This is a genomic window from Enterobacter sp. PL1 (assembly GCF_945957325.1).
GTDB lineage: Bacteria > Pseudomonadota > Gammaproteobacteria > Enterobacterales > Enterobacteriaceae > Enterobacter > Enterobacter roggenkampii.
The window spans coordinates 1-24,765 of sequence record NZ_CAMFKT010000040.1; the positions used below are offsets into that span (position 1 = coordinate 1).

The window sequence follows — 24,765 nt, forward strand, 5'->3', positions numbered from 1 at the left end:
ATATTCTCGTTTGCGGGATAAAAGTGACCTGACGCAATATTTGCGTTTTGATGCTTATTGATAATGTTGTCACAAAAAGTGAGGGTGACTGCATGGATAAATTACTTGAGCGTTTTTTACAGTACGTTTCGCTGGATACCCAATCTAAGCCGGGTGTTCGCCAGGTGCCGAGCACCGAAGGCCAGTGGAAGCTATTAAACCTGCTTAAAGAGCAGCTTGACGCCATGGGGCTGGTCAACGTCACGTTAAGCGAGAAAGGCACTGTGATGGGAACGCTGCCGGCGAATGTCCCGGGCGACATTCCGGCGATTGGCTTTATCTCCCATGTCGACACCTCTCCGGATTTTAGTGGTAAACATGTGAACCCGCAGATTGTTGAAAACTACCGCGGCGGCGACATTGCGCTGGGCATTGGCGACGAAGTGCTCTCGCCCGTGATGTTCCCGGTGCTGCACCAGCTGCTCGGTCAGACGCTGATCACCACCGATGGTAAAACGCTGCTGGGGGCGGATGACAAAGCGGGCATCGCGGAGATCATGACGGCGCTGGCGGTGCTGAAGGGCAACGATATTCCGCACGGCGATATCCGCGTGGCCTTTACGCCGGATGAAGAGGTCGGCAAGGGCGCGAAGCACTTCGACGTGGACGCCTTTAACGCCCAGTGGGCCTACACCGTCGACGGTGGCGGCGTCGGTGAGCTGGAGTATGAAAACTTCAATGCCGCGTCAGTCACGATCAAAATTGTCGGCAACAACGTTCACCCCGGTTCGGCGAAAGGCGTCATGGTCAACGCGCTGTCGCTGGCGTCGCGTATTCATGCAGAAGTCCCGGCGGAAGAGAGCCCCGAACAGACCGAAGGGTATGAAGGTTTCTATCACCTGACCAGCATCAAAGGCACCGTGGACAGCGCGCAGATGCACTACATCATCCGCGATTTTGACCGTAAAGCCTTTGAGGCGCGCAAGCGCAAGATGATGGAGATCGCCAAGAAGGTTGGGAAGGGTTTACACCCTGACTGCTATATTGAGCTCATTATCGAAGATAGCTATTACAATATGCGCGAGAAGGTGATGGCCCATCCGCATATTCTCGATATCGCCCAGCAGGCGATGCGCGACTGCGATATTGAACCGATATTAAAACCGATTCGCGGCGGTACCGACGGTTCTCAGCTGTCGTTTATGGGACTACCGTGCCCGAACCTGTTTACCGGTGGCTATAACTACCACGGTAAACATGAGTTTGTGACGCTGGAAGGGATGGAAAAGGCGGTGAAGGTGATAGTGCGGATAGCTGAGTTGACCGCTAAACGCTAAAAAATGCCCGGTGGCGCTGCGCTTACCGGGCCTACGATCCGAATGTAGGCCGGGTAAGGCAAAGCCGCCACCCGGCAATGAGGCAAGGAGTGCCCATGTCAAACTACCGTCGCCATTACGTCCCCGGTGGCACCTGGTTTTTCACCGTTAACCTGCAAAACCGTCAGAGCGATTTGCTTACCCGCCATATCGATAACCTGCGTTCCGCCACCTCAACGGTTAAGCGTGCGAAGCCCTTCACCATCAACGCGTGGGTTATTTTGCCTGAACATATGCACTGTATCTGGACCCTACCGGACGGGGACAGTGATTTTTCCGCCCGCTGGCGGGATATCAAAAAGACATTCAGCCGCAGCATCGACATGCGCTATATCTGGCAGCCACGATTCTGGGAGCATACTATCCGCAACGAAGAGGACTACCGGCGGCATGTGGATTACATTTATGTCAATCCTCTGAAGCACGGCTATGTGGGTAAAGTCAGCGACTGGCCGTATTCAACGTTTCATCGGGACGTGGCTGAAGGGTTGTATCCGGTGGATTGGGCAGGAGAGATTGAGGATTTTGCCGCGGGGGAGCGGCGATAAAAACGCCCGGTGGCGCTACGCTTACCGGGCCTACGATCCGAATGTAGGCCGGGTAAGGCGAAGCCGCCACCCGGCAAATATCACGACTTAGTCCTCAAAGAACCAGTACCCGCTGTTGACCAGCGCGGCCAGCATCGCGAGGAAGGACGGGTCTTCCAGCGCATCGCCAAAGGTATCCGCAGTCAGCACCAGATGGCTGGCAATCGATTCCAGCGCCGGTCGGTGCGGAGAGTCCAGCTTCTCGCCGTTGACGAACACGTCCTCACCAATGCGCAGCACGCGCAACCCGCCCAGGCGCGTCAGCTTGTCGCCCTGCTGAAGTGCATCATAAATCTCGTCCGCCTGATACGGCGGCTCCGGAGGCGCAACGTCCAGCTCGTGGCGGGACTGGCTGATGAACTCGCCAAACCACTGACGGAAATGTTCCGGCTCGTTGATCAGATCCAGCATCATGCCGCGCAGCTTATCCAGCTCCGCAGGCAGGATGTCTGCCGGGTGCTCACGCGCAGGCACGTCGGGATCGCTGTAACGATAGCTGCCCAGCTCGCGCTGCAGAACATAGTCGGCAAAACCGCTGATCATCTCGCGGCCGCTTGGCGCGCGGAACCCGACGGAGTAGTTGAGGGAGTTCTCCAGGGAGTAGCCTTCATGAGGAAATCCCGGCGGGATGTAGAGAATGTCGCCCGGCTCCAGCTCTTCGTCGATAATCCCGTCAAACGGGTCAACCTGAAGCAGGTCCGGATGCGGGCAGTGCTGCTTCATCGGCACTTTTTCGCCCACGCGCCAGCGGCGGCGGCCCGTACCCTGAATGATGAACACATCGTACTGGTCCAGATGCGGGCCTACGCCGCCGCCCGGCACGGAGAAGGAGATCATCAGATCGTCCATGCGCCAGTCGGGCAGGGCGCGGAACGGACGCATTAAGGCGGCCGTCGGCTCATGCCAGTGGTTGACAGCCTGTACCAGCAGCGACCAGTTGTTTTCACCGAGATGATCGTAGCTTTCGAAAGGACCGTGGCTAACCTGCCATTTCCCGTCCTGGTGGCTGACCAGGCGGCTGTCGACTTCGTTTTCCATGGCCAGACCGGCCAGCTCGTCAGGCGAGATAGGGTCGACAAAATTGCTGAACCCGCGTTTCAGAACGACCGGGCGTTTTTGCCAGTAACGTTCAATAAACTCGGGCCAGTTAAGCGTTAAGTGATAATCCATATTTTTTTATTCCGCAGGCTCTTACTGACTCGGATTATAACGGAAGCTCAGCCCCCCGGCTGCGAGATCCTCGCATTTTTCACATAACGGGTTAACTATCGTTCGATGTGGGCTGCTGGCGACCAAAAATGACCTCCATTCGCGCGCCGCCCAGCAAACTTTCGCTGGTTTCGATTTTCCCGTCGTACTGGTCGACAATCTCACGGGCGACGGCTAATCCAACGCCCTGGCCAGGACGTAGCGTATCGGCGCGTTGACCGCGATCGAACACCACATCACGTTTATTGCGCGGGATCCCCGGGCCATCATCCTCCACGATGATATGCAGTTCGTTATCCGTCTGGCGCGCCGACACTTCCACGAACTCCAGACAGTATTTGCAGGCGTTATCCAGCAGATTGCCCATCACTTCCATGAAGTCATTTTTTTCACCCACAAAGCTTATCTCTGGCGAGATATCGAGGCTGATATTCACCCCTTTACGCTGATACACCTTGTTGAGGGCGGACGTGAGGTTATCCAGAAGCGGGGCGACCGGATGCAGCTCGCGGCTCAGCAGGGCGCTACCGGAACGCATGCTGGCGCGGTGGAGGTAATAGCCAATTTGCTGGGAAATACGGCTGATCTGCTCCAGCATCACCGGCTCGGCATCGTCGACGCTCAGCTTCGAACTGCGCATTGAACGCAGGGTGCTTTGCATCACCGCGAGCGGGGTTTTCAGGCTGTGGGTCAGATCGGTAAGCGTGGTACGGTATTTATCATAGCGTTCGCGTTCGCTTTTCAACAGGCGGTTGAGGTTTCGCACCAGGCTGGTGAGCTCGCGGGTGGTTTCCGGATTTAGCTTTTCGCGATGATGTTCTTCCAGCTCGCGAACCTCTTTCGCCAGTGATTCAATGGGGCGCAGGCTCCACCACGCCGCTATCCACAGCAGCGGGATCACCAGCAGCAGATTTGCCGCCAGAACGTAGATGAACCAGCTCCAGACCATATAAGAACGCTTCAGCTCGACCGGAATGGTGTCGATCACCACGATGGTCAGCTGCGGCATGTTTAGCGTCGCCGGATAAAGGTTAATCGCAACGGAGTGCGTCATCTCCGTTTCGGCGTCGTCGGCGCGGATCTCGTTCAGCTTTTGCTGCAGGGAACGATCTTCCCGGATCAGCGAGCTGGTGGTGTTGAGATCGGCTTCAATTTCGTGAAACCCGTTGGTTTTAAGCCACTCCGGACGAATGCTCTTGACCAGCCACGGAATGTCGCGCTGCGCCCACAGCAGCTTTCCCTTTTCGTTGTAAATCAGGGCCAGGGTGGGGCTTTGCTGATTAAGGTTTTCCGGCATTTCGACGGTGATTCGGTTATCTTCCCATTTCGCCAGGGTATAAAACAGATTGCTTTCGCCGCGTAAGAGACGAAAGGTCGTTTTATCGAAGCTGACGCTGTACCCCACCAGGGCGACCATGCCGTAGGAGAGCGACAGCACCAGCACCACCGCAGCCGTTGCCAGTAAAAAACGAACCCGCAGTGAGAGGGGCAGAAGATGACGCAAAATCCGTCTCATTTAGCGTAATTCAAACAGGTAGCCCTGACCGCGGACGGTGGTAATCACATCCTGCGGGTACTGGGCCTGAATTTTCTTACGCAGTCGTCCCATCAGCACGTCAATGGTATGGCTCTCGCGCAGTTCAGCGTCAGGGTAGAGCTGAAGCATTAAAGAATCTTTACTCACCACCTTGCCGCTGTTGCGGATCAGCGTTTCCATAATCGTATATTCGAATGCGGTCAGCTTGATGACTTCATCGTTAATTGAGAGCTCGCGGCGGGAGAGATCGACCTGGAAAGGCGGGATGGAAATAACCTGCGACGCCAGCCCGCTGTTGCGACGGAGCAGCGCCTGCATGCGGGCCGCCACCTCTTCAATATGGAACGGCTTAGTGACGTAATCATCTGCACCCGCGCTGAGCACTTCAACCTTATCCTGCCAGCCTTCACGAGCGGTCAGCACCAGAACCGGCAGGGAAACATCGTGGCTGCGCCAGCGACGAATCAACGACAGGCCGTCTTCGTCAGGCAACCCTAAATCGACAATGGCGATATCCGGCAGGTGTTCATTGAGATAATAATCGGCTTCTTTTGCATCTTCAGCATCGTCCACCTGATGTCCCATCTCCTGAAGCTGAACCTTCAGGTGATGGCGTAGCAATGCGTTATCCTCAACAACCAGTACGCGCATCATCTTTTCTCCCAGAATAAATAGTATGAATAGTTTAACGCTGATTATGTTGCTGTGGGGATAAACATTGAGTAAACCGGGGAAAAGCAACCCCCTTTCCGGGCGGAAAGGGGGAGAGGAGATTACTTCAGCTCGTCAACCATGGTGATGGCGCGGCCAATGTAGTTCGCCGGAGTCATCGCCTTCAGGCGGGTTTTCTCTTCTTCCGGCAGCGCCAGGCCGTCGATAAACTGCTTCATACCTTCGGCATCAACGCGTTTGCCGCGGGTCAGCTCTTTCAGCTTCTCGTACGGTTTTTCGATGCCGTAACGACGCATCACGGTCTGAATCGGCTCCGCCAGCACTTCCCAGTTGTGATCCAGTTCGTCCAGCAGACGATCGCGGTTCACTTCCAGCTTGCTCACGCCTTTCAGCGTGGACTGGTACGCGATCAGCGCGTAGCCGATGCCCACGCCCAGGTTACGCAGTACGGTGGAGTCGGTCAGGTCGCGCTGCCAGCGGGATACCGGCAGTTTGCTCGCCATATGCTGCAGCACGGCGTTCGCCAGACCCAGGTTACCTTCGGAGTTTTCGAAGTCGATCGGGTTCACTTTGTGCGGCATGGTGGAAGAGCCGATTTCACCGGCGATGGTTTTCTGCTTGAAGTGGTTCAGGGCGATGTAGCCCCACACGTCACGATCGAAGTCGATCAGGATGGTGTTAAAGCGCGCGATGCAGTCAAACAGCTCCGCAATATAGTCGTGCGGCTCAATCTGGGTGGTGTACGGGTTCCACTGAATGCCCAGCGAGGTCACGAACTCTTCGCTGAACTGGTGCCAGTCCACTTCCGGATACGCGGCGATGTGGGCGTTATAGTTACCGACCGCGCCGTTGATTTTGCCCAGAATTTCAACCTGTTCCAGCTGACGGTACTGGCGCTCCATACGGTACGCGACGTTCGCCATCTCTTTACCCATCGTGGATGGGGTGGCTGGCTGGCCGTGGGTACGGGAGAGCAGCGGAATGTCGCGGTATTCCACGGACAGCGCTTTCACCGCGTCGATGATTTTACGCCAGTAAGGCAGCACCACCTCTTTGCGCGCGGTGGAGAGCATCAGCGCATGAGAGAGGTTGTTGATGTCTTCAGACGTACAGGCGAAGTGAATGAACTCAGACACGGCGTGCAGCGCAGGAACGCTTTCCACTTTCTCCTTCAGGAAGTACTCAACCGCCTTCACGTCGTGGTTGGTGGTGCGCTCAATGGTTTTAATACGCGCGGCGTCTTGTTCGCTAAACTCGGCAACGATTTTATCAAGGTAATCGTTTGCCTTTTCGTCAAAAGCAGGAACTTCCTTGATTGCTGCCTGGGCGGCCAGCTTTTGCAGCCAGCGTACTTCAACCTGAACACGGAACTTCAGCAAACCATATTCGCTGAAGATCCCGCGCAGCGCGCTGACTTTATCGCCGTAGCGTCCATCGACAGGGGATACGGCGGTCAGTGAGGATAATTCCATAATTCGCAACTCCGGGAGGTTAACAATGAGCAAGAATTTGTTTTGCCTGAGTGGTCAGGCGATTACGAGAAAACATTAGCTGCAGGCGGCCACCGCCAACCTGGTGCCACAGTACGGCGGCACGGATCCCTGCCAGCAGGGAGGCGCGTACTTTTGCCTGTACCTGCGGGCTTTGCAGCACGGCAGGGGAGCCGGTGACCTGAATCCGTGGGCCCAGCGGGCTGATGACGTCAACATAAATGCCGGCCATGGCGCTCAGCAGCGTGTCGGACTGCAGGTCAAAATGGTCAAGCTGACGCTGTAACCCGGCAATGCGATCGCCCAGGGTATTCAGCGCGCCTTTTGCTGCGCTCAGCTTACGCTCCAGCACCATCAGGCTCAACGTGTAGCGGGTCAGCTCTGCGTTTAACCCCTGACGGCTGCTGGCGTTAAGCACGCCAAGCAGGGTTTCAAGACCGAGACGAAGATTGGTTTCACTGCCACCGAACACGCCCAGGGTCGAACCGGGGTTGAGGTCGATGACGCTATTGAGTGAAACGTGCAGGGCATCAGCGTCGCAATGACCCTGATGCGCCAGCTGTTGCACCAGACGGGCTGACTGGCAAATTCCCGCCAGCGCCAGGGTGATGTCATAGTAGTTCTTCGCCACACGGTCTCCTTTATGTGTGCAAACGCTGTTAAACAGCGGGCAGCGGCAGGCGCTGTTCAATGATCCCGCCGCCCAGGCAGATTTCGCCGCTGTAGAAGACAGCGGACTGACCCGGGGTGACGGCGGCGACCGGCTCGTCGAAGCGCACGTCAATGCGGTCGTCATCAAGCGCGGTAACGGTGCAAGGAATATCGGTCTGACGGTAGCGTGTTTTCACCGTGCAGCGCAGCGTGCCTTTCAGCGGCTCACGATCGACCCAGTGCAGCTGCTGCGCGATCAGGCCAACGGACATCAGACGCGGATGTTCGTGACCCTGAGCAACAACCAGAATATTGTTTTCGACATCTTTGTCGACCACGTACCACGGATCTTCGCTACCTTCTTTCGTCCCGCCGATACCCAGGCCTTTACGCTGGCCTAAGGTGTGGTACATCAGCCCCTGATGCTGGCCAATCTCTTCCCCGTCGACGGTGACAATTTTACCCGGCTGTGCGGGCAGGTAACGTCCGAGGAAATCGCGGAATTTGCGCTCGCCGATGAAGCAGATGCCGGTGGAGTCTTTTTTCTTCGCGGTGATCAGGTCCAGCTCTTCGGCGATTTTACGCACCTGCGGCTTTTCCAGCTCGCCGACCGGGAACAGGCTCTGGGCGATTTGCTCGTGGCTCAGCGTATAGAGGAAATAGCTTTGATCTTTGTTGCCGTCCAGACCGCGCAGCAGCTGGCTTTTACCATTCACGTCTGCGCGACGCACGTAGTGACCGGTCGCAATGTAGTCTGCGCCCAGATCTTCCGCGGCGAATTCCAGGAAGGCCTTAAATTTGATCTCTTTGTTGCACAGAATATCCGGGTTCGGCGTACGGCCCGCTTTGTACTCTTCGAGGAACAGTTCAAACACGTTGTCCCAGTATTCTGCGGCAAAGTTAACGGTGTGCAGTTCAATGCCGAGCTTATCGCACACGGCCTGCGCATCGGCGAGATCCGCTGCGGCAGTGCAGTATTCCTCGCCGTCATCTTCCTCCCAGTTCTTCATGAACAGGCCCTCCACCTTATAGCCCTGTTGCTGTAACAGGTAGGCGGAAACGGAGGAATCGACACCGCCGGACATGCCGACGATCACTTTTTTCTGGCTATTATCTGACATGGAATACTCACGACATTGAACTTCAAGGCGGCGTATTCTATCACGCCCCCCCACCATTGGCACCCTCTGTAAACGGCCAGTTGAATGCGCCGATGACATCCAGCGGTAAGCGGCCAGCAGACTGCCAGCAGCGAATGCTTTCCGCAACCAGCGGCGAGCGCAGGTTTGGCGCGTTCAGGATCTCGTCGGCGGTAACCCACAGGCAGCGATCGATGTCGTCATCCTGCGGCTCTGTGGCGCACGTTTCGCTAAGCTCAACGGCAAATAAAAAGCGCAGGAACGGAGTGTGATCGGGCGCGATCCACTGGTGCATACGGATGAAGTGCTGGGGTTCAGCGTGAATGCCGGTCTCTTCCCACAGCTCGCGTTTCGCTGCCTGCAGCAGGGTCTCATTGGCTTCAAGATGCCCGGCAGGCTGGTTCCACAGCGCTTTGCCGTTAATGCTCTCTTCGACAACCAGGAATTTACCCTTAGCGTGGACCACGCAGGCAACCGTGACATGAGGTTTAAACATAGTGACTCCTTAGGAGGTAACGTCCCGCCATTCACCGTTTGCCAGCGTTTCCAGGGTGTAGCTGCCCATGGCGTAGCGAATCAGACGCAGGGTAGGGAAGCCGACGTGTGCGGTCATGCGCCGAACCTGGCGGTTGCGGCCTTCATAAAGGGTGATTTTAAGCCAGCTTGTCGGAATCGATTTGCGTTCGCGGATAGGCGGGTTACGCGGCCACAGCCACTCCGGTTCATTCACGCGTTCAATACCTGCCGGCAGGGTGGGACCGTCGTTGAGCGTGACGCCTTTGCGCAATTTTTCCAGCGTCTCATCATCCGGCTCGCCTTCTACCTGGACGAAGTAAATTTTGCCGGTGCGTTTCCCCGGCTGTGTGAGTTTCGCCTGTAAGGCGCCATCGTTGGTCAAGACCAGCAGGCCTTCGCTGTCGCGGTCCAGACGCCCGGCCGCGTAGACCCCCTGAACCGGGATGTAGTCCTTAAGCGTGCTGCGTCCGGCTTCATCGGTGAACTGCGGCAAAACATCGTAGGGTTTATTGAACAGAATCACCCGCTTTGGCTGGGTTTCTTGCGGTCGTCTGGCGGCTTGTCGCGAGCTGAATCGCTCAAGCCGGTGTTTTGTAAAAGAAGTTTTCTTCATGGTATTTTCAGGCGTTATCAATTGCCGCATTATAGCCTAATAACGAAGACCTTTCATGGCGTCGGACAATCAGGTACTATCGAAGGGCTCATTACAATTTATTAACATAAGATCAGTAACAACCAGAAGCGCTCGAAGGAGAGGTTAATGGAAAGCAAAGTAGTTGTTCCGGCGGAAGGTAAAAAGATCACCCTGCAAAACGGCAAGATTAACGTTCCTCACAATCCGATCATTCCATTCATCGAAGGTGATGGTATCGGTGTAGACGTTACCCCGGCAATGCTGAAAGTGGTTGATGCCGCTGTTGAGAAAGCCTACAAAGGCGAGCGTAAAATTTCCTGGATGGAAATTTACACCGGTGAGAAATCGACGCAAGTTTATGGCCAGGACGTCTGGCTGCCAGCAGAAACGCTGGACCTGATCCGCGACTACCGCGTTGCTATTAAAGGCCCACTGACGACGCCAGTTGGCGGCGGTATCCGTTCCCTGAACGTGGCACTGCGTCAGGAGCTGGACCTGTACGTCTGTCTGCGTCCGGTTCGTTACTATCAGGGCACCCCAAGCCCGGTTAAGCACCCAGAACTGACCGACATGGTCATCTTCCGCGAAAACTCAGAAGACATCTACGCGGGTATCGAATGGAAAGCGGACTCTGCTGATGCAGAGAAAGTGATTAAATTCCTGCGCGAAGAGATGGGCGTGAAGAAAATTCGCTTCCCTGAGCATTGCGGTATCGGCATTAAGCCGTGCTCCGAAGAAGGGACCAAGCGTCTGGTGCGCGCGGCCATCGAATATGCGATCACCAACGACCGTGACTCTGTGACCCTGGTTCACAAAGGCAACATCATGAAGTTCACCGAAGGCGCGTTCAAAGACTGGGGCTACCAGTTGGCGAAAGAAGAGTTCGGCGGTGAGCTGATCGACGGCGGCCCATGGCAGAAGATCAAAAACCCGAACACCGGCAAAGAGATCGTCATTAAAGATGTAATCGCCGATGCGTTCCTGCAGCAGATCCTGCTGCGTCCTGCGGAATACGACGTGATTGCCTGTATGAACCTGAACGGTGACTACATCTCTGACGCCCTGGCAGCTCAGGTTGGCGGTATCGGTATCGCCCCTGGCGCGAACATCGGTGACGAGTGCGCCCTGTTCGAAGCTACCCATGGTACTGCACCAAAATACGCAGGCCAGGACAAAGTGAACCCGGGCTCTATCATCCTGTCTGCAGAGATGATGCTGCGTCATATGGAATGGTTCGAAGCCGCAGACCTGATCGTTAAAGGTATGGAAGGCGCGATCAACGCGAAAACCGTAACCTATGACTTCGAACGTCTGATGGAAGGCGCTAAGCTGCTGAAATGCTCAGAGTTTGGCGACGCGATTATCGCGAACATGTAGTTCAGAATCTGGCCTAAAATAGAACGGGAGCCTGTTGGTTCCCGTTTTTATTATTAGTTTTCGAATGGTTATCAAAAATTTAACAAAACAAGTTATCAAAACAGCTCTGGAAGTAATGTCATGGATAGAATCTCAAAGAATGTTTTTACAGCTCTATTAATTCTGCTCTTAATATGCTTATCGTTAATTGCTCACTTTGGAAATGATAATACTTATTTTGTAGGGAATTTAATTCCGGAATTCATTGGGGTATGTGTAGATCTTATTATTATTCTTAAGGTTTTCGAAGTTTGGCAACAAAGAGATGAACGAAGAAAACTGATTAAAGTTGAAAGACGTTTAAGAGAGTTTTTAATTTTTTTCTTAAATCATACATGCCAAGATTTTCCAGTAGCAAGTAGACCTGGAAGATTCTACGGCACCGACTACGAGCAAAATCAAAAATCGTTGACTGCGTTAATTTCCCATATCAAAGATAGTGGCTTAAGCGAAGAAAATGTGTTAAAGATTCAAGCGTACTGTAAAAGTCAACATGATATCATTAATAATATGATCCCTGTTTCTTCTGAATTAGAAAATGATCATTTCAAATCATGGGTACGGATAGCTTATTTTATGAATGCTGTGGCAATTGGCCAAGAGAAAACGAGTCATGCATTGATAAAAATATTAGAAAATATTAAGCGATTCGATAAAGAATCGCATGATAAGAAATTGTATGTTGGGGCCGATTAAAAAGTCTTAAACCACTATGGTCCAATTTTTCCCGCGATCATCATTGTAGCGTTCTGTTTGTTGTTGGGATTTATGTCCCAACAGCTTTTTCGTGTCAATTCCTTGTATTTTATATAATCTCTCCGCTAAAGAGCGTTGTTCATGGAAGGTAGCAGGTGTGCCATCCCCCCAATTTATTTCTGCTTTATCACGAGCCTTACTGAAATTCATCGTTAATGTGTTCGACTTCACCTGTGCCCCTCTTTCTGCCATTGAAGTCGCCCGGAAAAAGTGGATTAGGTATGGACTCACTGCATAGTCACGGCAACGCGCAACTACATCCCTCAAACTCCAGTCGATCGCGTTAAGCCTTAGGGATAGGGGGATCGCTAGCTTGCTCCCCGTCTTTTGCTGAACGACATGAAGATGGTCATCCCAAATATCGCTAAACTTCATGTTGGAAATATCCCCGAGGCGTTGACCGGTAACGAGTGCCAATAGCATTGCATTGCCCATGTATTGGTGGCGGGCATCAGCTATCTCGAAAATCTTTTGCCATTCGTCGAGGTTTAGACGCTGTCGAGTAATCCGCCGGCGCGGTTGTTTTGTAGCAAGAGCCGGGTTATAACCCGGCGGTACCTCGCCATAATGCTGGGCTTCTTTGAATACATCAATCAAGACTGAGCGTATGACTTGTGCCATTCTTGGCTGGCCCTCTGCAACATAGGACTCCAGTATCTGGGCAACATCTCGAACATCGACGGATGAAATCAATTTCATTCCTACGCTCTCACGAAGCAGGGCTACTGGTTTAGCCTTTTGCTTATGAGTGTTCGGCTTGATATCACCATTCTCAAGTCTTTCATCCTGAATTTTCCAATATCGATCCAACCAAGTATTTGTTGTTATCGCCTTTCCTTTGCTGGTGGCGATCTTGTCACTGATAGCCAAAACCTGCCTGGTGCGCTGTTCAGCCAGTCTCTCATTCGCTTCGATTGCTATTGCTGTTGCTTCGGCCTCGTTAGTTCCAAGACTATGAAACTTACCTGTAATGGGATGTTTATAGCGCCAGTAAATTTTATTTACCTTCCGACTGTATAGCGGATAGAGATTAGGTATCTTGACGTTGTTTTTACGTGGTCGAGCAGCCATCAGACAGTATCCTTTGAAGCATAGGAGAATCAGATTTTTTAATAACGGGCTGGGTTAAATTACCTGTAATCTCGGCATCTTCTCTTACCCGCCAGTATCTTCCTTCTTTGGTGGCCGGGGGAGTGAACATGCTCTCTTTGGCGTATCGGCGTAAAGTATTCAGACTTGGAGGATTACTCCGGTATTTTTCCGCAGCCCATTCTTCTAAAGTCAGCATTTGAAGCATGTGATTTACCTCATAATGGCCCATATCAGGGCCATTTTCTGATATTAAAAAATCAGTGTTCAGTCAGACGCTGCCAGATTGCTGACACGTATTTGACCTGATGAAGAGCATCCGAAATAGCCTTGTGAGGTTCTCCCTCAAATGGGATCTCATAGCGAGGCTTGCAGCCAACGGCTTTACCCAACTCGACAATGGTTCTTACATCCCGGTTATTCCAGAATTTCCATGGGCAGGGGATCCCCGTACGGTCATAAGATGCCTCAAGCAGGACATTGTCATAAGTGGCACCATTACCCCAGACCTGAACAGAATCAGGGCCGTTAACCGCATTCTCGCCTATAAACTCATTTAGCTGCAGTAATGCATCATCGAGCGGAATAGCGTCATCCATTACCAACTCAGAGCGCGCTTCGGGCGAAGCTTTTAGCCAGAAGATAATGGTAGATGCATCCGGAACTCCGCCGCTGGCCATGGCTGATTCCAGGCTAATAACTTTGTAAAATTCCGATCCGGTATTACCTGTAGATGGATCAAAGAACACGGCCCCGATAGATACGACTGGTGAATCAGCTTTTTTACCAAAAGCTTCAATGTCGATCATAAGGTGTGTATAGAGCATTTCAGGGTCGGTATAATTATGATGACCGGAATCATTATTTATGGCAGTTGTGCTGCTATAAGTCTCAGTAGTGCTTGCGCCTGAGATAGTTTCTTCCGTGCCTTCTGATAACGCAGCATCGTCCGGGGTTTCATCATTGCCAGTTTCTTCCATCTGCACATTATCAACGTACTCCGCCGCGGTATTTTGTTGGACATTTACAGCGTTGCTGGTGGCCAGCCCTTCAATAGAAAAAAGACCATTACCAACTTTTTCGAGAACCGGCAGCGTGCCGCCGTCGACTTGCGCACCTTCATTCTGGCCGCCAGTTTCAAAAGCAGAATCAGTCACTATCTCGTTTGTCCAGCTCACCTCCGGGTTATGGCGTGCCGCAACAAGAGTTTCGTCTGATGGTGCAGAATGATCGCTTTCAGTCAGGTTCGCGTTAATGAATCCGCTGAGACGTGCCGGATACAGATAATGTTCTGGGTGAGCGCTACGGATAAGTGCAAAGATAGCCGCACGCGAGTAATCCAAAACTCCCGGGGTTGCACGAAGGGCTTTAGACCATTCCTTGAACGGACTTTCTTTCTTACTAACAATCTCTTTAGCCCGACGGAAAACACCACCAGGGATATCGTAAATGTTGAAATCCATTGGTAACGTGGCCAGCGCAATCTCTAAATCGAGAGTGTCGAGATCATGTTTAAGGTCAGGGTTTCTGTCGGTCTTGTTGCCTCCGCCAGCATTCGTACCGCTTTCAGTACGCTGTATTTCTGCAACGCGATTGCCTTTGGCCCATTCTTTTACCAGCAGGCCGCGGTCAATGTAATCAGTCGCCGACCAGATTCTGGTGAATCGGAGAACCAAAGCGAGTTCGTGACGCTTTTCCTGGCTGAACACTTTGCGAATGGCGTCGGTATAGCGCCACAGGTCTTTGGTGTCGTAACCCTTAACCTGTTCGCAGTTTTCTGCCGCCAGCAGCAGGTTCTGGACATAGCTATTGTCAGTGTCCATCTCCAGCGCGCTGATCCCTTCGTATTCATCGCGTGTAATGTGGTGGCGCAGTTCGTCGGAGGTGAACTGGCCGAGTAGCTGCTTGCGGAAGGGCATGCGAACGACTGGATAACGTGTGGTTTCGTCATCATTCTCGTCAATCTGGATACCGTTATCATGTTCAAGACCCTGACCTGCTATAACGCCGGTGTCACTGGTGCTTTCAGATTTCAGAGGGGTAAATTTGCCACTGCGCCAGTCTTCAACTAATTTGTTGCGATCGCTGACATCTGCTTTAGCCCAGTCAGCCATGAATGCAGCGATATCTTCAGTTTCGTGCGCTTCATCTGGCGCGAATACCTGCTTAATCGCCTGAACAAGTTTCCACTCAGCGTTCAGGCTGAGTTCGGCAACTTCAGGGATGTCGCTCTTCGCCAGCAGCAGGTTCTTAAGATAGGTATTGCCTTCATCCAGTGACATTTCGCTGGCAGCCAGCTGCTGCTCTTTTGTGATGTGTGATTGATACTTGTCGCTGGTCAGATGAACGGCAAAACGTACTGCGGGAGTGCGGTTTTGAAGCGGGACACTCTCGACGATGGTTTCAACTGTAGTGGTCGCTTCCGGAGCGGCAGTGTTGTTGTCCACGGCTCCAGTAGACTCCGCACCAGCCTTTGGCAGCCAGGTGCGTCCATCGTCCTGGAGTTCGTAGCGTTTGCACCAGGTGTAATCCACTGTGCATTCTTCCGGTAGGTCGTTGTAAACAGGGAAATCGGTACGGACAGGCTTGCTATAATCCTTGCCCCGGCCGGTTTCAATGCCAGCATCTTCCAGCTCAACATCCAGCTGCAAATTGGCTCGTGCTTCTGATTTAGCCGTGAACCAGATAACGGCATCTTCTTTGCCGGATTTCTGTGTTGCCTTGATTAAATGAAAGAATTCCATATCGGGTCCTTAATTTTGGTTGTAAGATACCCGCAGCTAGTGATTGCCGCCTTGGGTAGTGGTCATTGGTCAAAACTCGATTCCGGAAAGCTTTGGTCGGCTGACCGGGTACTTAACCCGCCTTGCGCGGGTTTTGTGCTTTTAGGGGCTGGTAACAGCCATTGGTCATAACTCGATTAAAAATTGAAAGCAGGCTGTTGGTCTCCAGCCGGTTTATATGGGTAACACACTCCTTTAACGTGCTGCTCTTTGGCAGCTGTATCACAATCAGCTTCTGTTTGGTAAACACCAAGCATGATGTCTGAGCATTCCCCGGTGAGGGCGCAGACGGTAACAATCAAGACAAAGAACGAGCTCATGACTTTAACTCTGGGTTGCCTTTTTGCGCCAGTAAGTAGCAAAGCTTACGGACCAGCACTTCAAATAGATTTAAGCGAACGGCTTGGCAGCCAGCTTTTTTGCGTGCGAAATCGATCATGGTTAACTCCTGTGTGCCTTTAACGCCAGGCTGGCGGAACGGTAAACCTGCTGCGCGATTGTCTTGCCATCTCATCCGGTGTTTCGTATGCCGCCGGCAGCTACTTCATGGGCGTCCTGCCTTGATGACTGATTTTCTAAATTCAGACTACAAATAAATATGTCAAAGGTCAATATTGAATTGACATATATAATTGCATTGATGATTTTTGAAGGAGGTAGAGGAGATGTCAGGGTCAAAAAAAGGCCGCTAAATGCGGCCCTTAGAGTGTTCTTTATCAGTCTTTGGTTGGAGCGGGCTCAATCTTCCTTTTGCTGAGAAATTCAGCCATAAATTTATCGAGCTCTTCGAGGCGGTCGCTGGCCAGCTGTATGAACCTGGTTTGTTCAACTTCAGGTAACTGATCAAAAACTTCCAACAACGCAGCTTGTTTCTCGTTCAGTACCGTTTTGCTTTCGCTGGTTGCCTTAAGATGCGCCTCTTCTTCATCAGATAAAAAGAACCAATACAGTGGCTTACCTAATGCTTCCGGGAATAAAGCCAACTTTTCCTTGCGAGGAAAATTACCTGTATTGCACCAGTTACTAACCGTTTGTGAGTTTACCCCCACTCTGCGGCCCAGCTCAGATTGAGATATCCCGGCTTCATCAAGAGCTCGTAACAGTCTTTCTTCGAAGTTCATGTTCGTATCCAAATCAAACCCATAAGCAAGCATACAAACTTTCTTATCAGATGTGATTGATTAAGTTTCTTGACACTGACAAATTATTTATCAATCATGTGATTCATAAATTGGGAGGAAGCATGAAAGAACACATTCAACAAAAAATTATTTCGCTGTGTGGCAGCCAAACAGAACTGGCTCGCCGCTTAGGTAAAAACTCGCAGACTGTATCTGTCTGGTTCCGTACTCAGGTAGCAAGCACAGAAGTTTTAAACGCATGCAGAGCTTTGGATTGGGAAGTCACCCCGCATGAATTACGTCCAGACCTCTATCCCAACGCAACAGATGGTTTACCTCAGAAGGAGGCTTAATCATGCAGTCAGCTACATATCCACATCATAACCAACGCCTGACCGGACCGCTGAAAACTCAAAATCAATTTATGGCGCATCGGCGAGATAGGTTTAAGCACCGTTCAATACAGGTTGCAGTTCGGGAGTGGGAATCCACTTTGCCCGGTCAGGCGCAGGAAAAAATCGCTCAGCTGGTGGCTGAGCAGTGGGCGAAGGAAGGGGGCCGCGGCATTGCGGTCAATAAGCAGAATTTATTCCGTTATCTGAAAAATGAAGGAGGGTCGGAGAAATATACTGCTTACGTTATACAACTGTCGGGCGCAATCCTCGCAGCTATGCCTATTGAGATAGCCAGAAAGCATGGACTCAGTAACGCCAGAACGGAAGCCGAACTGGTGGCGAGCGCTATCAAAGAATGCAGTGAGGCACATCAGGCGAAGTTGCTGGGCGCACCGCTGCAAAAGCTTGAGAAGGAGATCCGCGAAGCGGCAATCGCTTTATTCAACATGTTACCTGCTGACGCGGCGGGACCACTACTGGCGAGTATCAGCGCCGTAGCGCCGCAATTTTTTTAATCGAGTTTTGACCAATGAATTCAACCCGGAGGCTTCATGAGCATTGATGCAATGCGGTGGGCCAAGAAAGTTAAGACCGGAAAATCCTCCAGTAAGGCGATCCTGACCTGGCTGGCTGATATGTGCGGCGCTGACTTGTGCGCTTACCCATCCGTCGCTGCGCTTGCAGAGGCTACTGAGATGGACAGAAAGACGGTGCTTGCAGGCTTGCAGCATCTGCAGGAAATCGGCCTGGTTGTCGACACAGGTGAACGGCGCGGCAGGACAAAGCAAATTCCTGTGTACAAGCTGCTCGGTGTTGAGGAAAGCATCCCCGATGCCGAACAGACCCAAAAACGGAACTCTTTAGAGGATCCCAAAAACGGGACGGTTAATTTGAACCGTACCGAAAACGGAACTGTTAATACAAACAGTGCCATTAACGGGACTATTTCAGGTGATAAGGGTACCAAAAACGGGATTGTTAACAGTTCAGAATTTAACCAAAGAGTACCGTTTTTCCCTTTAAACAGTCCCAAAAACGGGACACGGAATCTACCAAGGAACCATAAAGATCTAAACCCCACACATAGAGAACTGGTCGAACCTGTCATTCCTGATTATCCGGATCAGCCAGGTATCGGAATTGGGCTACAGCAGCCATTCGGCAAATTCCGGATGTTTAAAAACTGGAATCCAACAGCCGACTTTGCTCGACAGGCAAATCTGTGGGGCATGCCGATCAAGGCGGGCATAAATATCGAAGCCGAACTGAGCAGCTTCATCGCTTACTGGCAAGCCGAAGGGAAAGTGTTTCATCAAATTCAGTGGGAGCAGAAGTTCGCTCGCCACCTGGATCGCGCAAAGGTTCTGAAAGCACCACAAACGGGAGGTACCGAGAATGCATCAGTTCGACCACAGCCAGCAGCATCCCGAGTTGTCCAGCAAATACAGTCAGCACACGCAGAGTGGCGACGCCGCAACGGACTTGATGGCGACGGAGACAGCGTGGCGGTTATGGCAGGTGATGGGGGAAATCTTCTCGAACCGCTGGACGCAGAAGAATGGGGCAGAACCCACGGCCCTGTGGATAGCTCAGATAGGTTCGATGACTGAGGCACAGATCAAACTGGTTTGTCAGCAATGCATGGACCGTTGCGCATTAGGTAATACATGGCCCCCAAATCTTGCTGAGTTCGTTTCGCTGGTTTCAGAGAGTGGCGCAAATCCGTTCGGGCTGACATCCGACCGGGTGATGAGTGAATACCGACGCTGGCGTAACGAGTCGTATCGTTTTTCGGGTAGTGACAAATATCCGTGGCCGCAGCCGGTGCTGTATCACATCTGCATCGAAATGCGCAGAACTGGTGTTGAGCGTCAGATGACCGAGGGGGAACTTAAAAAACTGGCAGAGAAGTTATTAACCAAATGGACGAAGCACGTAAGCAACGGGCTTTCGGTTCCTCCAATCCGTCGGCAGCTAGCTGCACCGCAGCATCCGGCAGGGCCAACTCCGGCACAGCTGCTGATAGAAGAGTACCAACGCCGTAAAGCGGCAGGTTTAACCAACTAATCGAGCATTGACCAATGACCAAAGCATTAACACAAAAACAGCAGGTAGCAGTGTTTGTGCGCTACCAACCGAACTGCGCCGTAGGCGATGTTGCAGAGGCACTGGATATGTCAGGTGCAACAGCTGGCAAATTGCTTCGTGACTTAAGCGACCAAGGCGTGATCGTTCGTTCCCGGAATAGTGTTCAGTACACATACGAGGTGGTACCAGACGCGGATATTCCGGATGTAATCCTTCCGTGTATGGCGGAAAAAAGCGATCCAGTCAGGATGCAGGCCGCAGAGGAGAAAGCGAAGGCGCTTGAGGCAAAAGGCCTGTGGCGAAGAGCAGCTGCGGTGTATTCAGAAATGTTTGGCATAGCTGGTAGTGCTGTTGAGGTCGCCCGTATCGCCAAGCGTCGTAAAGACTGCCTGCGTCAGGCGGGGAGGGCGTAACCGATGCCGAGACCAAAAACACAGAGTGAACGCAACCAAATCATATCAAGGATCATTGAGTTGGTGAAAAAGCATGGCCGTATCACGACGAAAGAAGTCATTGGGATGTTCGATCTGCATCGCACCACCGCAGAGAAATACATACGAATAGCCATTGCACGGGGCGAATTGATTCGCTACGGTCGTTGCGGCATTTTCCGTGACCAACGCACAATAATCGATTTCGACCTGAAACGCTTCACACACCAGAAAGTAAGGTGAATGTAGTAGATGAAAATGCCGCTTAGCCGCGGCATCTCTATGCTCTTGAAGGTCCGCTATGAGCGAGGAGCGGAAGCTGAGTGTCACTCAGTAGTCAATCCATTTTCAGCCACAGTCAAGACGGTTTGATAGATATCCTGCTGCACCGAACCATTATCTTTCTACATACGTTTACCTTTAGTTGCATCTAATCTTTCTTTGCTATTAGCTGTATCAAAGACACATTTTTCGCATTTGAATGGTAAGTTTTTTATTTTTTTTTATGTTAAAAAACAAGTGGTTACCTTGAAATATAAATGTTTAATTCAAGAGTTCTTTAACTTTGAATGAAGACTTTTATAATGTACTTCAACTCTATAAAACTGAGCATAACTAATTATAAGGAACTTCATCTTGGCAGAAGACATCCATGCTCCTCGGCAACCTTTACAAGACCTCCTCGGCGCGTTACATGGTAAGTTTGGTGACAACTTAGAAGAGGCTGTTAATGCTTCAACAGCACCTCTTTTAGATACGATAGATCTTAATTCTAGAATAATTAGCACGTTTAAAGCTGAACTAATAGAAAAATATAAAGAAGATGCTCATAAAACTGGGTGTGCTGAGATACTTGATGAGGTTTTCAGTGACTTTGCGATTGCAATGTACCTTAATTCAATCGGCCTTATTGTTCCGGCACGAATGTCCATAAGGAGAGCATTTGAGCTTGGACTTTCTGTCATATACATGTGGGATATGCCACAGGAATATTGGGGATGGAAAAAATGTGATCAGGATTTAAGCTTCTCTGCTATGGTTACACACTTGAACTCTTCTGGTTATAACGAGTATATGAAGCAATTAAGGGGGGAGTCGGAAAATTCATGCTTTTGCGATCAGGTAAATTTTCAAAGACTTTACAGAATCCTAAGTAACACCGTTCATGGAAAAATTGCCGATCTACCTGCATTAGCACCGGAGAGATTTTCTACCATTACAAATGGGCTATTAGAACATCTACAACTAATTATCGATACTCAAAACTCTGTTATATGCCTACTGTTTGGACGTTTCTCAGAGCTTGAGCAAACGATTTGCACTATATTTCCTCAAATCAAAAGGACTTAAATATATGAGCATGCAAACCACAACAATACAACTGAGCGGAGAAGACCTCCTCCAAACAGCAAGATGTGAGGATTTGTTATACGACCAAATTAAGATGGTATCTGTATTAGGTGATTTTGAACGGCGCATTATTGACTCGTTAAAAGGGAGTGGGGCCAACCTGCTTGAAGGTGCTCGAGGTGTTGGAAAATCCATGCTTCTCCGCATGGCTGAAATTGAGTTAGACAAAGAATTTTCTGTAGATAAAAAACTTGGCGTATATGTAAATTTTAAAACCAGCACTTTACTTGAAGGTGTTAAAGCTGATGAACGAGATGCTTTTCAGATTTGGGTAAATATAAAAATTTTAGAAGCATTGCATGAGAAAATGCTTGCATTAAATCTAATTGCAAAAACTGGAGTAGCGGACCCTTATCAGCGAGTTTTTGGAGTATCTTCAGTACTTGAAACAAAAGCAATGCTCGAGGAGAAAATCCATTTACTTCAAAAATTGGCTTTTAGTCGAAATTCACATGCCGAAATTCTTGACCAAATAGGTGAAGATTTTCTAGCAAAAGCCCAAGATACCAGCTTCCTAGTAAACATAATAAAAGATATAGCGAATTTATTTTCACTTAAAAAAATAATTTTCTTTTTTGACGAGGCAGCACACACTTTCATCCCTACCCAACAGAATATTTTCTTCGAAATATTCAAGCTGTTACATGGGGGTATGGTTGCCTGCAAAGCTGCAGTTTATCCAACAGTCACTAATTACGGTCGCAATTTTGAAGTTGGTCAGGATGCGATAGTTTTACCAGTAGTTAGATTCGATCCCGGTGAATCTGGGCGTCGTGAGAATCGTTTGCATTTTCGCTCGATTCTTGAAAAACGATTACCGAAAACAAGCAATTTAAGAAAGAAGATATTTACAAGAGGGGCAGAACTTGATCTTTGTATTGATCTTTCAAATGGTAACCCGAGAGCATTACTGCACATATTAAATAGCGCGCTATCTAGTAATACTTCCCTTTCAGAACGCTCTGTAGGATTGGCAGTCCAGAACTATGTCGATCAAGCATTAATTCCGTATCATCAGAGCCTTTCTAAAAGACTTCCTAAGTATTCATCGCATATTAGAGTTGGGCTAGAATTACTGAGAGGTTATATTATTCCAGAAGTAAGGACTAAAAATCATAGGAAGACAAAAAGTGAGTATCAGTCAGTGTTTTTTACTCTACAACGCGATATGTCACCTAATTTGAAGCTTGCTTTAGATATTCTGAGCTATTCAGGCATGGTATCTCAGCTTGGGACTGTTAAAATAGCTAGCGGAACAGGGCCACGTTATATGATCAATCTAGCTATAATGGCTACTGAAAAAGGATTTGATACTCCAAAAACTTCAGATGCTATAGCTCGATTAAGCCTTACTGACTACCGTGAATTCTCATCATCAGACTCACAAATAAAAACCTATCTGGATTCACTTTTGTTGCCGACCGAGACCTGTTCACAATGTAATGCTCCACTACAACAAAATGCAAAGTTTTGTAGTGAATGTGGCAACAAAATTGTGGAAGTTTCCATAGTTAGTACTTTGCTTGAAGAGCCCATAAGTGGATTGTCCATAAGTGAACGCTTGAAAGAGAGAATCCGACCACGATTTTCTACCGTTGGGTCGGTGGTTCAAGCAAAAAGAAATGAACTTATGACAATTCCTTATATTAAGGATGTTCGTTCGAGGATCATAAAGAACGCAGCGGATGAGTTCATTTCTGGCTAGATATATATTATTATTAGTGCAGGTTGTTTCATGTGAAAATAATTACGGGATGTTAATGTAATTATGTTATAAACAAAACACTCTGTCGAGTGAGGGGGCATTCCCCCTCACTGACGCATTGATTACATTTCCCTTAGACTCCTTTTTCGATACAATCGACCTTTAGATATCAATACATTGTATTTGTCGCAACTGGCGAGTTGGATTTTGATTTGGCTAGGATAATAGCTTCCCGGATTTGAAACAGTGTCGCTGTCCTGATAATATTTATTTCAATCGTTGCAAATATATCCAACTCATCTAACCCGCCTATACGATGCAAGCAACATCCGCTTCTGGCACAGAACGGACTGGCTAACTGGGAATGGGCCCACTGTGAGAGAGGAGATGACACCCTGTTTCACAAAAAGTAGCATTGTTCTACAAGCAGCTTTCATAATGAGGTTATATGAAAATAAGAAGGTTCCGTAATGGGGATGAAATCTCATTATTTAACGTGTTTTATTCTTCTGTACATACCATCGCATCAGACTACTACACACATGAACAAATTGATGCTTGGGCCCCGGCAGAAATCGACCAGGAACAATGGGCCAATCACATGAGGGAACTATCCCCTATTGTTGTAGAGCTTGATGGCGAAATAGCTGGATATGCAGATCTCCAACCAAATGGGTACATTGACCATTTTTATGTCTCAGGAACCTATTCAGGACAGGGGGTAGGGACATTACTAATGAACTGCATTCATGAGGAAGCGAGGCAACATGGAACTAGTGAGCTTACTTCAAATGTAAGTAAGGCTGCGGAAGCGTTCTTTCTACGACACGGCTTTCATGTAGTGGAGAGAGGTTTTCCTATTTGCCGTGGAATTACATTAGAAAATGCACTGATGAGAAAACATTTGGCTAAATAATAAATAACCTGCAGCAGGCAGCATTGTTTGCCTGATTGAGCTCAACAAACCAGTACAATGGATGTCCGCTCCTTGCACACAGGGGATTTATATGGCACAGCCAAAACTTACATACTCTGATAAGTACTTGAAACGTAATTTAACTCGTTGATTTAAATTCTTTTTTTAATAATGCGTAAACAAATGTATTCTCATATCTTTCCTCGCCTTCATCCGTAATAAATGAAACAAACTCTTTAAAGCAACCCTCCTGTCGCATACCAAGGCGGGAGCACAATCTTTGAGAGGACAGGTTGTAGTCTTCAACGTACGCATAGATACGCCTTGCCTGTTTCACGTTAAACAAATATTTAAACAGGGCCCCAACTGATTCTGTTGCATACCCGTACCCTTCATAGCGCTGATTAAAGTGCCAACCTACGGACCACGTATTAGCATCTGGCTCGCCACTATTTTCTGCAAACAGATGGCCAATAACGAGGTCGGAGTCTTTGAGGCAAACAGCAAATTGGCTTGGATCATTTGCTCTTCTGCATACTTCTTCTACGGCATCCTCAACTGAGTTGAGCATTTCGTCCTGAAAACAGGGAGTGCGAGGGGAAGAAAGATAGTCCAGAAGTGCTAAAGCATCACTCTCTTTAAATGAACGAAGAATGAGTCTGGGCGAAGATGTTATTGTCATGGCTTATCGATTCCATTAAAAGATTAGTTATATGCTGCTGATTTAATGAAGAATTTATTGGGTGGATAACACTTGCTTCGACATTACCGTCCACTGTCTCGTTTGTAAACAACATAATCACACTTTAACAATTCGTGCTGTTAAGGCGTTGATCAAACTGCCCCATAAGTGTACTGTATAAAC

Annotated in this window: 28 protein-coding genes; 13 read left to right on the top strand and 15 right to left on the bottom strand. The window is 49.8% G+C overall.

Annotation, left to right across the window (positions count from 1 at the left end):
- Positions 1-92 precede the first annotated feature (92 nt).
- Both pepT and N6P30_RS22650 read left to right on the top strand, forming a co-directional pair.
- Positions 93-1,316: a peptidase T gene (gene pepT, locus N6P30_RS22645; protein ID WP_023292767.1), complete on the top strand. Its 1,224-nt coding sequence runs from the start codon at positions 93-95 to the stop codon at positions 1,314-1,316.
- A 95-nt stretch (positions 1,317-1,411) separates the two neighbouring features.
- On the top strand, positions 1,412-1,903 hold the full coding sequence (locus N6P30_RS22650; protein ID WP_023292766.1) for an REP-associated tyrosine transposase: 492 nt from the start codon (positions 1,412-1,414) through the stop codon (positions 1,901-1,903).
- A gap of 87 nt (positions 1,904-1,990) precedes the next feature.
- Here the strand turns inward: N6P30_RS22650 and N6P30_RS22655 are convergent, their stop codons facing one another.
- The 8 genes from N6P30_RS22655 to rluE form a co-directional block, all read right to left on the bottom strand.
- Positions 1,991-3,112, bottom strand: a complete 1,122-nt coding sequence (locus N6P30_RS22655) for a cupin domain-containing protein (RefSeq protein ID WP_023292765.1) — start codon at positions 3,110-3,112, stop codon at positions 1,991-1,993.
- A 91-nt stretch (positions 3,113-3,203) separates the two neighbouring features.
- The gene (gene phoQ / locus N6P30_RS22660) at positions 3,204-4,667 is read right to left on the bottom strand and encodes a two-component system sensor histidine kinase PhoQ (protein WP_008500759.1); all 1,464 of its coding nucleotides are present in this window, start codon (positions 4,665-4,667) and stop codon (positions 3,204-3,206) included.
- Complete coding sequence (gene phoP, locus N6P30_RS22665) at positions 4,668-5,339, bottom strand: two-component system response regulator PhoP (protein ID WP_025911763.1); 672 nt, start codon at positions 5,337-5,339, stop codon at positions 4,668-4,670. It abuts the gene before it with no gap.
- A 122-nt stretch (positions 5,340-5,461) separates the two neighbouring features.
- The gene (gene purB, locus N6P30_RS22670) at positions 5,462-6,832 is read right to left on the bottom strand and encodes an adenylosuccinate lyase (protein ID WP_008500757.1); all 1,371 of its coding nucleotides are present in this window, start codon (positions 6,830-6,832) and stop codon (positions 5,462-5,464) included.
- Between the two features lie 19 nt (positions 6,833-6,851).
- Positions 6,852-7,481 (bottom strand): high frequency lysogenization protein HflD, encoded by a 630-nt coding sequence (gene hflD / locus N6P30_RS22675; RefSeq protein WP_008500756.1) that lies wholly within the window; start codon positions 7,479-7,481, stop codon positions 6,852-6,854.
- A 28-nt stretch (positions 7,482-7,509) separates the two neighbouring features.
- Positions 7,510-8,622: a tRNA 2-thiouridine(34) synthase MnmA gene (mnmA, locus tag N6P30_RS22680; protein WP_260629980.1), complete on the bottom strand. Its 1,113-nt coding sequence runs from the start codon at positions 8,620-8,622 to the stop codon at positions 7,510-7,512.
- A 40-nt stretch (positions 8,623-8,662) separates the two neighbouring features.
- Positions 8,663-9,136, bottom strand: coding sequence for an NUDIX hydrolase (locus N6P30_RS22685; RefSeq protein WP_023292763.1), 474 nt, complete (start codon positions 9,134-9,136; stop codon positions 8,663-8,665).
- Positions 9,137-9,145: 9 nt separating this feature from the next.
- Positions 9,146-9,799, bottom strand: coding sequence for a 23S rRNA pseudouridine(2457) synthase RluE (gene rluE / locus N6P30_RS22690; protein WP_023292762.1), 654 nt, complete (start codon positions 9,797-9,799; stop codon positions 9,146-9,148).
- 117 nt (positions 9,800-9,916) lie between these two features.
- Between rluE and icd the strand changes: the two genes are divergently transcribed.
- Together icd and N6P30_RS22700 are read left to right on the top strand one after the other, a co-directional pair.
- Positions 9,917-11,167, top strand: coding sequence for an NADP-dependent isocitrate dehydrogenase (gene icd / locus N6P30_RS22695; protein WP_023292761.1), 1,251 nt, complete (start codon positions 9,917-9,919; stop codon positions 11,165-11,167).
- Positions 11,168-11,287: 120 nt separating this feature from the next.
- The gene (locus tag N6P30_RS22700) at positions 11,288-11,902 is read left to right on the top strand and encodes a hypothetical protein (RefSeq protein WP_023292760.1); all 615 of its coding nucleotides are present in this window, start codon (positions 11,288-11,290) and stop codon (positions 11,900-11,902) included.
- Positions 11,903-11,908: 6 nt separating this feature from the next.
- On the opposite strand, the gene N6P30_RS22705 is transcribed toward N6P30_RS22700, so the two are convergent.
- The 6 genes from N6P30_RS22705 to N6P30_RS22730 all read right to left on the bottom strand — a co-directional run bounded on the left by N6P30_RS22705 (position 11,909) and on the right by N6P30_RS22730 (position 16,988).
- Positions 11,909-13,033 carry a site-specific integrase gene (locus N6P30_RS22705; RefSeq protein WP_023292759.1) on the bottom strand — a complete coding sequence of 375 codons (1,125 nt, stop codon included), beginning with the start codon at positions 13,031-13,033 and terminating at the stop codon, positions 11,909-11,911.
- Positions 13,014-13,259, bottom strand: a complete 246-nt coding sequence (locus tag N6P30_RS22710) for an excisionase (RefSeq protein WP_071787694.1) — start codon at positions 13,257-13,259, stop codon at positions 13,014-13,016. The genes N6P30_RS22705 and N6P30_RS22710 overlap by 20 nt, the downstream gene beginning before the upstream one ends.
- A 52-nt stretch (positions 13,260-13,311) precedes the next feature.
- A complete protein-coding gene (locus N6P30_RS22715) occupies positions 13,312-15,795 on the bottom strand; it encodes an exonuclease (protein ID WP_023292758.1) in 2,484 nt (827 codons plus the stop codon).
- A gap of 176 nt (positions 15,796-15,971) precedes the next feature.
- Positions 15,972-16,154, bottom strand: coding sequence for a DUF1482 family protein (locus tag N6P30_RS22720; protein WP_071788862.1), 183 nt, complete (start codon positions 16,152-16,154; stop codon positions 15,972-15,974).
- Positions 16,151-16,273, bottom strand: a complete 123-nt coding sequence (locus N6P30_RS22725) for a hypothetical protein (RefSeq protein WP_023292757.1) — start codon at positions 16,271-16,273, stop codon at positions 16,151-16,153. Before N6P30_RS22725 ends, N6P30_RS22720 begins: the two co-directional genes overlap by 4 nt.
- 277 nt (positions 16,274-16,550) lie before the next feature.
- Positions 16,551-16,988 carry a helix-turn-helix domain-containing protein gene (locus N6P30_RS22730; RefSeq protein ID WP_080317437.1) on the bottom strand — a complete coding sequence of 146 codons (438 nt, stop codon included), beginning with the start codon at positions 16,986-16,988 and terminating at the stop codon, positions 16,551-16,553.
- Between the two features lie 89 nt (positions 16,989-17,077).
- On the opposite strand from N6P30_RS22730, the gene N6P30_RS22735 reads away from it, so the two are divergent.
- From N6P30_RS22735 to N6P30_RS22775, 9 genes are all read left to right on the top strand, one after another.
- Positions 17,078-17,308 carry a transcriptional regulator gene (locus N6P30_RS22735; RefSeq protein ID WP_023292755.1) on the top strand — a complete coding sequence of 77 codons (231 nt, stop codon included), beginning with the start codon at positions 17,078-17,080 and terminating at the stop codon, positions 17,306-17,308.
- Between the two features lie 2 nt (positions 17,309-17,310).
- Positions 17,311-17,865, top strand: a complete 555-nt coding sequence (locus N6P30_RS22740; RefSeq protein WP_023292754.1) for a toxin YdaT family protein — start codon at positions 17,311-17,313, stop codon at positions 17,863-17,865.
- A 36-nt stretch (positions 17,866-17,901) separates the two neighbouring features.
- The gene (locus N6P30_RS22745; protein WP_023292753.1) at positions 17,902-18,960 is read left to right on the top strand and encodes a DnaT-like ssDNA-binding domain-containing protein; all 1,059 of its coding nucleotides are present in this window, start codon (positions 17,902-17,904) and stop codon (positions 18,958-18,960) included.
- Entirely contained in the window at positions 18,872-19,417 is a 546-nt protein-coding gene (locus tag N6P30_RS22750; RefSeq protein ID WP_164085559.1) for a replication protein P, read from the top strand. The genes N6P30_RS22745 and N6P30_RS22750 overlap by 89 nt, the downstream gene beginning before the upstream one ends.
- Positions 19,418-19,431: 14 nt before the next feature.
- Positions 19,432-19,851, top strand: coding sequence for a PerC family transcriptional regulator (locus N6P30_RS22755; RefSeq protein WP_023292752.1), 420 nt, complete (start codon positions 19,432-19,434; stop codon positions 19,849-19,851).
- Positions 19,852-19,854: 3 nt separating this feature from the next.
- Positions 19,855-20,112 (top strand): DUF977 family protein, encoded by a 258-nt coding sequence (locus tag N6P30_RS22760; protein ID WP_023292751.1) that lies wholly within the window; start codon positions 19,855-19,857, stop codon positions 20,110-20,112.
- Between the two features lie 393 nt (positions 20,113-20,505).
- Complete coding sequence (locus N6P30_RS22765; RefSeq protein WP_023292750.1) at positions 20,506-21,219, top strand: hypothetical protein; 714 nt, start codon at positions 20,506-20,508, stop codon at positions 21,217-21,219.
- A 4-nt stretch (positions 21,220-21,223) separates the two neighbouring features.
- On the top strand, positions 21,224-22,984 hold the full coding sequence (locus tag N6P30_RS22770) for a zinc ribbon domain-containing protein (protein WP_103142135.1): 1,761 nt from the start codon (positions 21,224-21,226) through the stop codon (positions 22,982-22,984).
- Between the two features lie 448 nt (positions 22,985-23,432).
- Entirely contained in the window at positions 23,433-23,900 is a 468-nt protein-coding gene (locus N6P30_RS22775; RefSeq protein WP_086581624.1) for a GNAT family N-acetyltransferase, read from the top strand.
- A gap of 139 nt (positions 23,901-24,039) precedes the next feature.
- Here the strand turns inward: N6P30_RS22775 and N6P30_RS22780 are convergent, their stop codons facing one another.
- A complete protein-coding gene (locus tag N6P30_RS22780; RefSeq protein WP_086581623.1) occupies positions 24,040-24,582 on the bottom strand; it encodes a GNAT family N-acetyltransferase in 543 nt (180 codons plus the stop codon).
- Positions 24,583-24,765: the final 183 nt, after the last annotated feature.

What these genes read in the sequence shown, in the direction of transcription:
- N6P30_RS22775 (WP_086581624.1), top strand. Translation starts at nt 23,433, where the DNA reads ATGAAAATAAGAAGGTTCCGTAATGGGGATGAAATCTCATTATTTAAC.
- mnmA (WP_260629980.1), bottom strand. Translation starts at nt 8,622, where the DNA reads ATGTCAGATAATAGCCAGAAAAAAGTGATCGTCGGCATGTCCGGCGGT.
- pepT (WP_023292767.1), top strand. Translation starts at nt 93, where the DNA reads ATGGATAAATTACTTGAGCGTTTTTTACAGTACGTTTCGCTGGATACC.
- N6P30_RS22730 (WP_080317437.1), bottom strand. Translation starts at nt 16,988, where the DNA reads ATGCTTGCTTATGGGTTTGATTTGGATACGAACATGAACTTCGAAGAA.
- N6P30_RS22770 (WP_103142135.1), top strand. Translation starts at nt 21,224, where the DNA reads ATGAGCATGCAAACCACAACAATACAACTGAGCGGAGAAGACCTCCTC.
- N6P30_RS22710 (WP_071787694.1), bottom strand. Translation starts at nt 13,259, where the DNA reads ATGCTTCAAATGCTGACTTTAGAAGAATGGGCTGCGGAAAAATACCGG.
- N6P30_RS22715 (WP_023292758.1), bottom strand. Translation starts at nt 15,795, where the DNA reads ATGGAATTCTTTCATTTAATCAAGGCAACACAGAAATCCGGCAAAGAA.
- N6P30_RS22780 (WP_086581623.1), bottom strand. Translation starts at nt 24,582, where the DNA reads ATGACAATAACATCTTCGCCCAGACTCATTCTTCGTTCATTTAAAGAG.
- icd (WP_023292761.1), top strand. Translation starts at nt 9,917, where the DNA reads ATGGAAAGCAAAGTAGTTGTTCCGGCGGAAGGTAAAAAGATCACCCTG.
- phoP (WP_025911763.1), bottom strand. Translation starts at nt 5,339, where the DNA reads ATGCGCGTACTGGTTGTTGAGGATAACGCATTGCTACGCCATCACCTG.
- N6P30_RS22740 (WP_023292754.1), top strand. Translation starts at nt 17,311, where the DNA reads ATGCAGTCAGCTACATATCCACATCATAACCAACGCCTGACCGGACCG.
- N6P30_RS22700 (WP_023292760.1), top strand. Translation starts at nt 11,288, where the DNA reads ATGGATAGAATCTCAAAGAATGTTTTTACAGCTCTATTAATTCTGCTC.
- N6P30_RS22685 (WP_023292763.1), bottom strand. Translation starts at nt 9,136, where the DNA reads ATGTTTAAACCTCATGTCACGGTTGCCTGCGTGGTCCACGCTAAGGGT.
- N6P30_RS22750 (WP_164085559.1), top strand. Translation starts at nt 18,872, where the DNA reads ATGGGGGAAATCTTCTCGAACCGCTGGACGCAGAAGAATGGGGCAGAA.
- rluE (WP_023292762.1), bottom strand. Translation starts at nt 9,799, where the DNA reads ATGCGGCAATTGATAACGCCTGAAAATACCATGAAGAAAACTTCTTTT.
- N6P30_RS22735 (WP_023292755.1), top strand. Translation starts at nt 17,078, where the DNA reads ATGAAAGAACACATTCAACAAAAAATTATTTCGCTGTGTGGCAGCCAA.
- N6P30_RS22745 (WP_023292753.1), top strand. Translation starts at nt 17,902, where the DNA reads ATGAGCATTGATGCAATGCGGTGGGCCAAGAAAGTTAAGACCGGAAAA.
- N6P30_RS22720 (WP_071788862.1), bottom strand. Translation starts at nt 16,154, where the DNA reads ATGAGCTCGTTCTTTGTCTTGATTGTTACCGTCTGCGCCCTCACCGGG.
- N6P30_RS22650 (WP_023292766.1), top strand. Translation starts at nt 1,412, where the DNA reads ATGTCAAACTACCGTCGCCATTACGTCCCCGGTGGCACCTGGTTTTTC.
- N6P30_RS22655 (WP_023292765.1), bottom strand. Translation starts at nt 3,112, where the DNA reads ATGGATTATCACTTAACGCTTAACTGGCCCGAGTTTATTGAACGTTAC.
- N6P30_RS22705 (WP_023292759.1), bottom strand. Translation starts at nt 13,033, where the DNA reads ATGGCTGCTCGACCACGTAAAAACAACGTCAAGATACCTAATCTCTAT.
- N6P30_RS22725 (WP_023292757.1), bottom strand. Translation starts at nt 16,273, where the DNA reads ATGATCGATTTCGCACGCAAAAAAGCTGGCTGCCAAGCCGTTCGCTTA.
- purB (WP_008500757.1), bottom strand. Translation starts at nt 6,832, where the DNA reads ATGGAATTATCCTCACTGACCGCCGTATCCCCTGTCGATGGACGCTAC.
- N6P30_RS22760 (WP_023292751.1), top strand. Translation starts at nt 19,855, where the DNA reads ATGCCGAGACCAAAAACACAGAGTGAACGCAACCAAATCATATCAAGG.
- N6P30_RS22755 (WP_023292752.1), top strand. Translation starts at nt 19,432, where the DNA reads ATGACCAAAGCATTAACACAAAAACAGCAGGTAGCAGTGTTTGTGCGC.
- phoQ (WP_008500759.1), bottom strand. Translation starts at nt 4,667, where the DNA reads ATGAGACGGATTTTGCGTCATCTTCTGCCCCTCTCACTGCGGGTTCGT.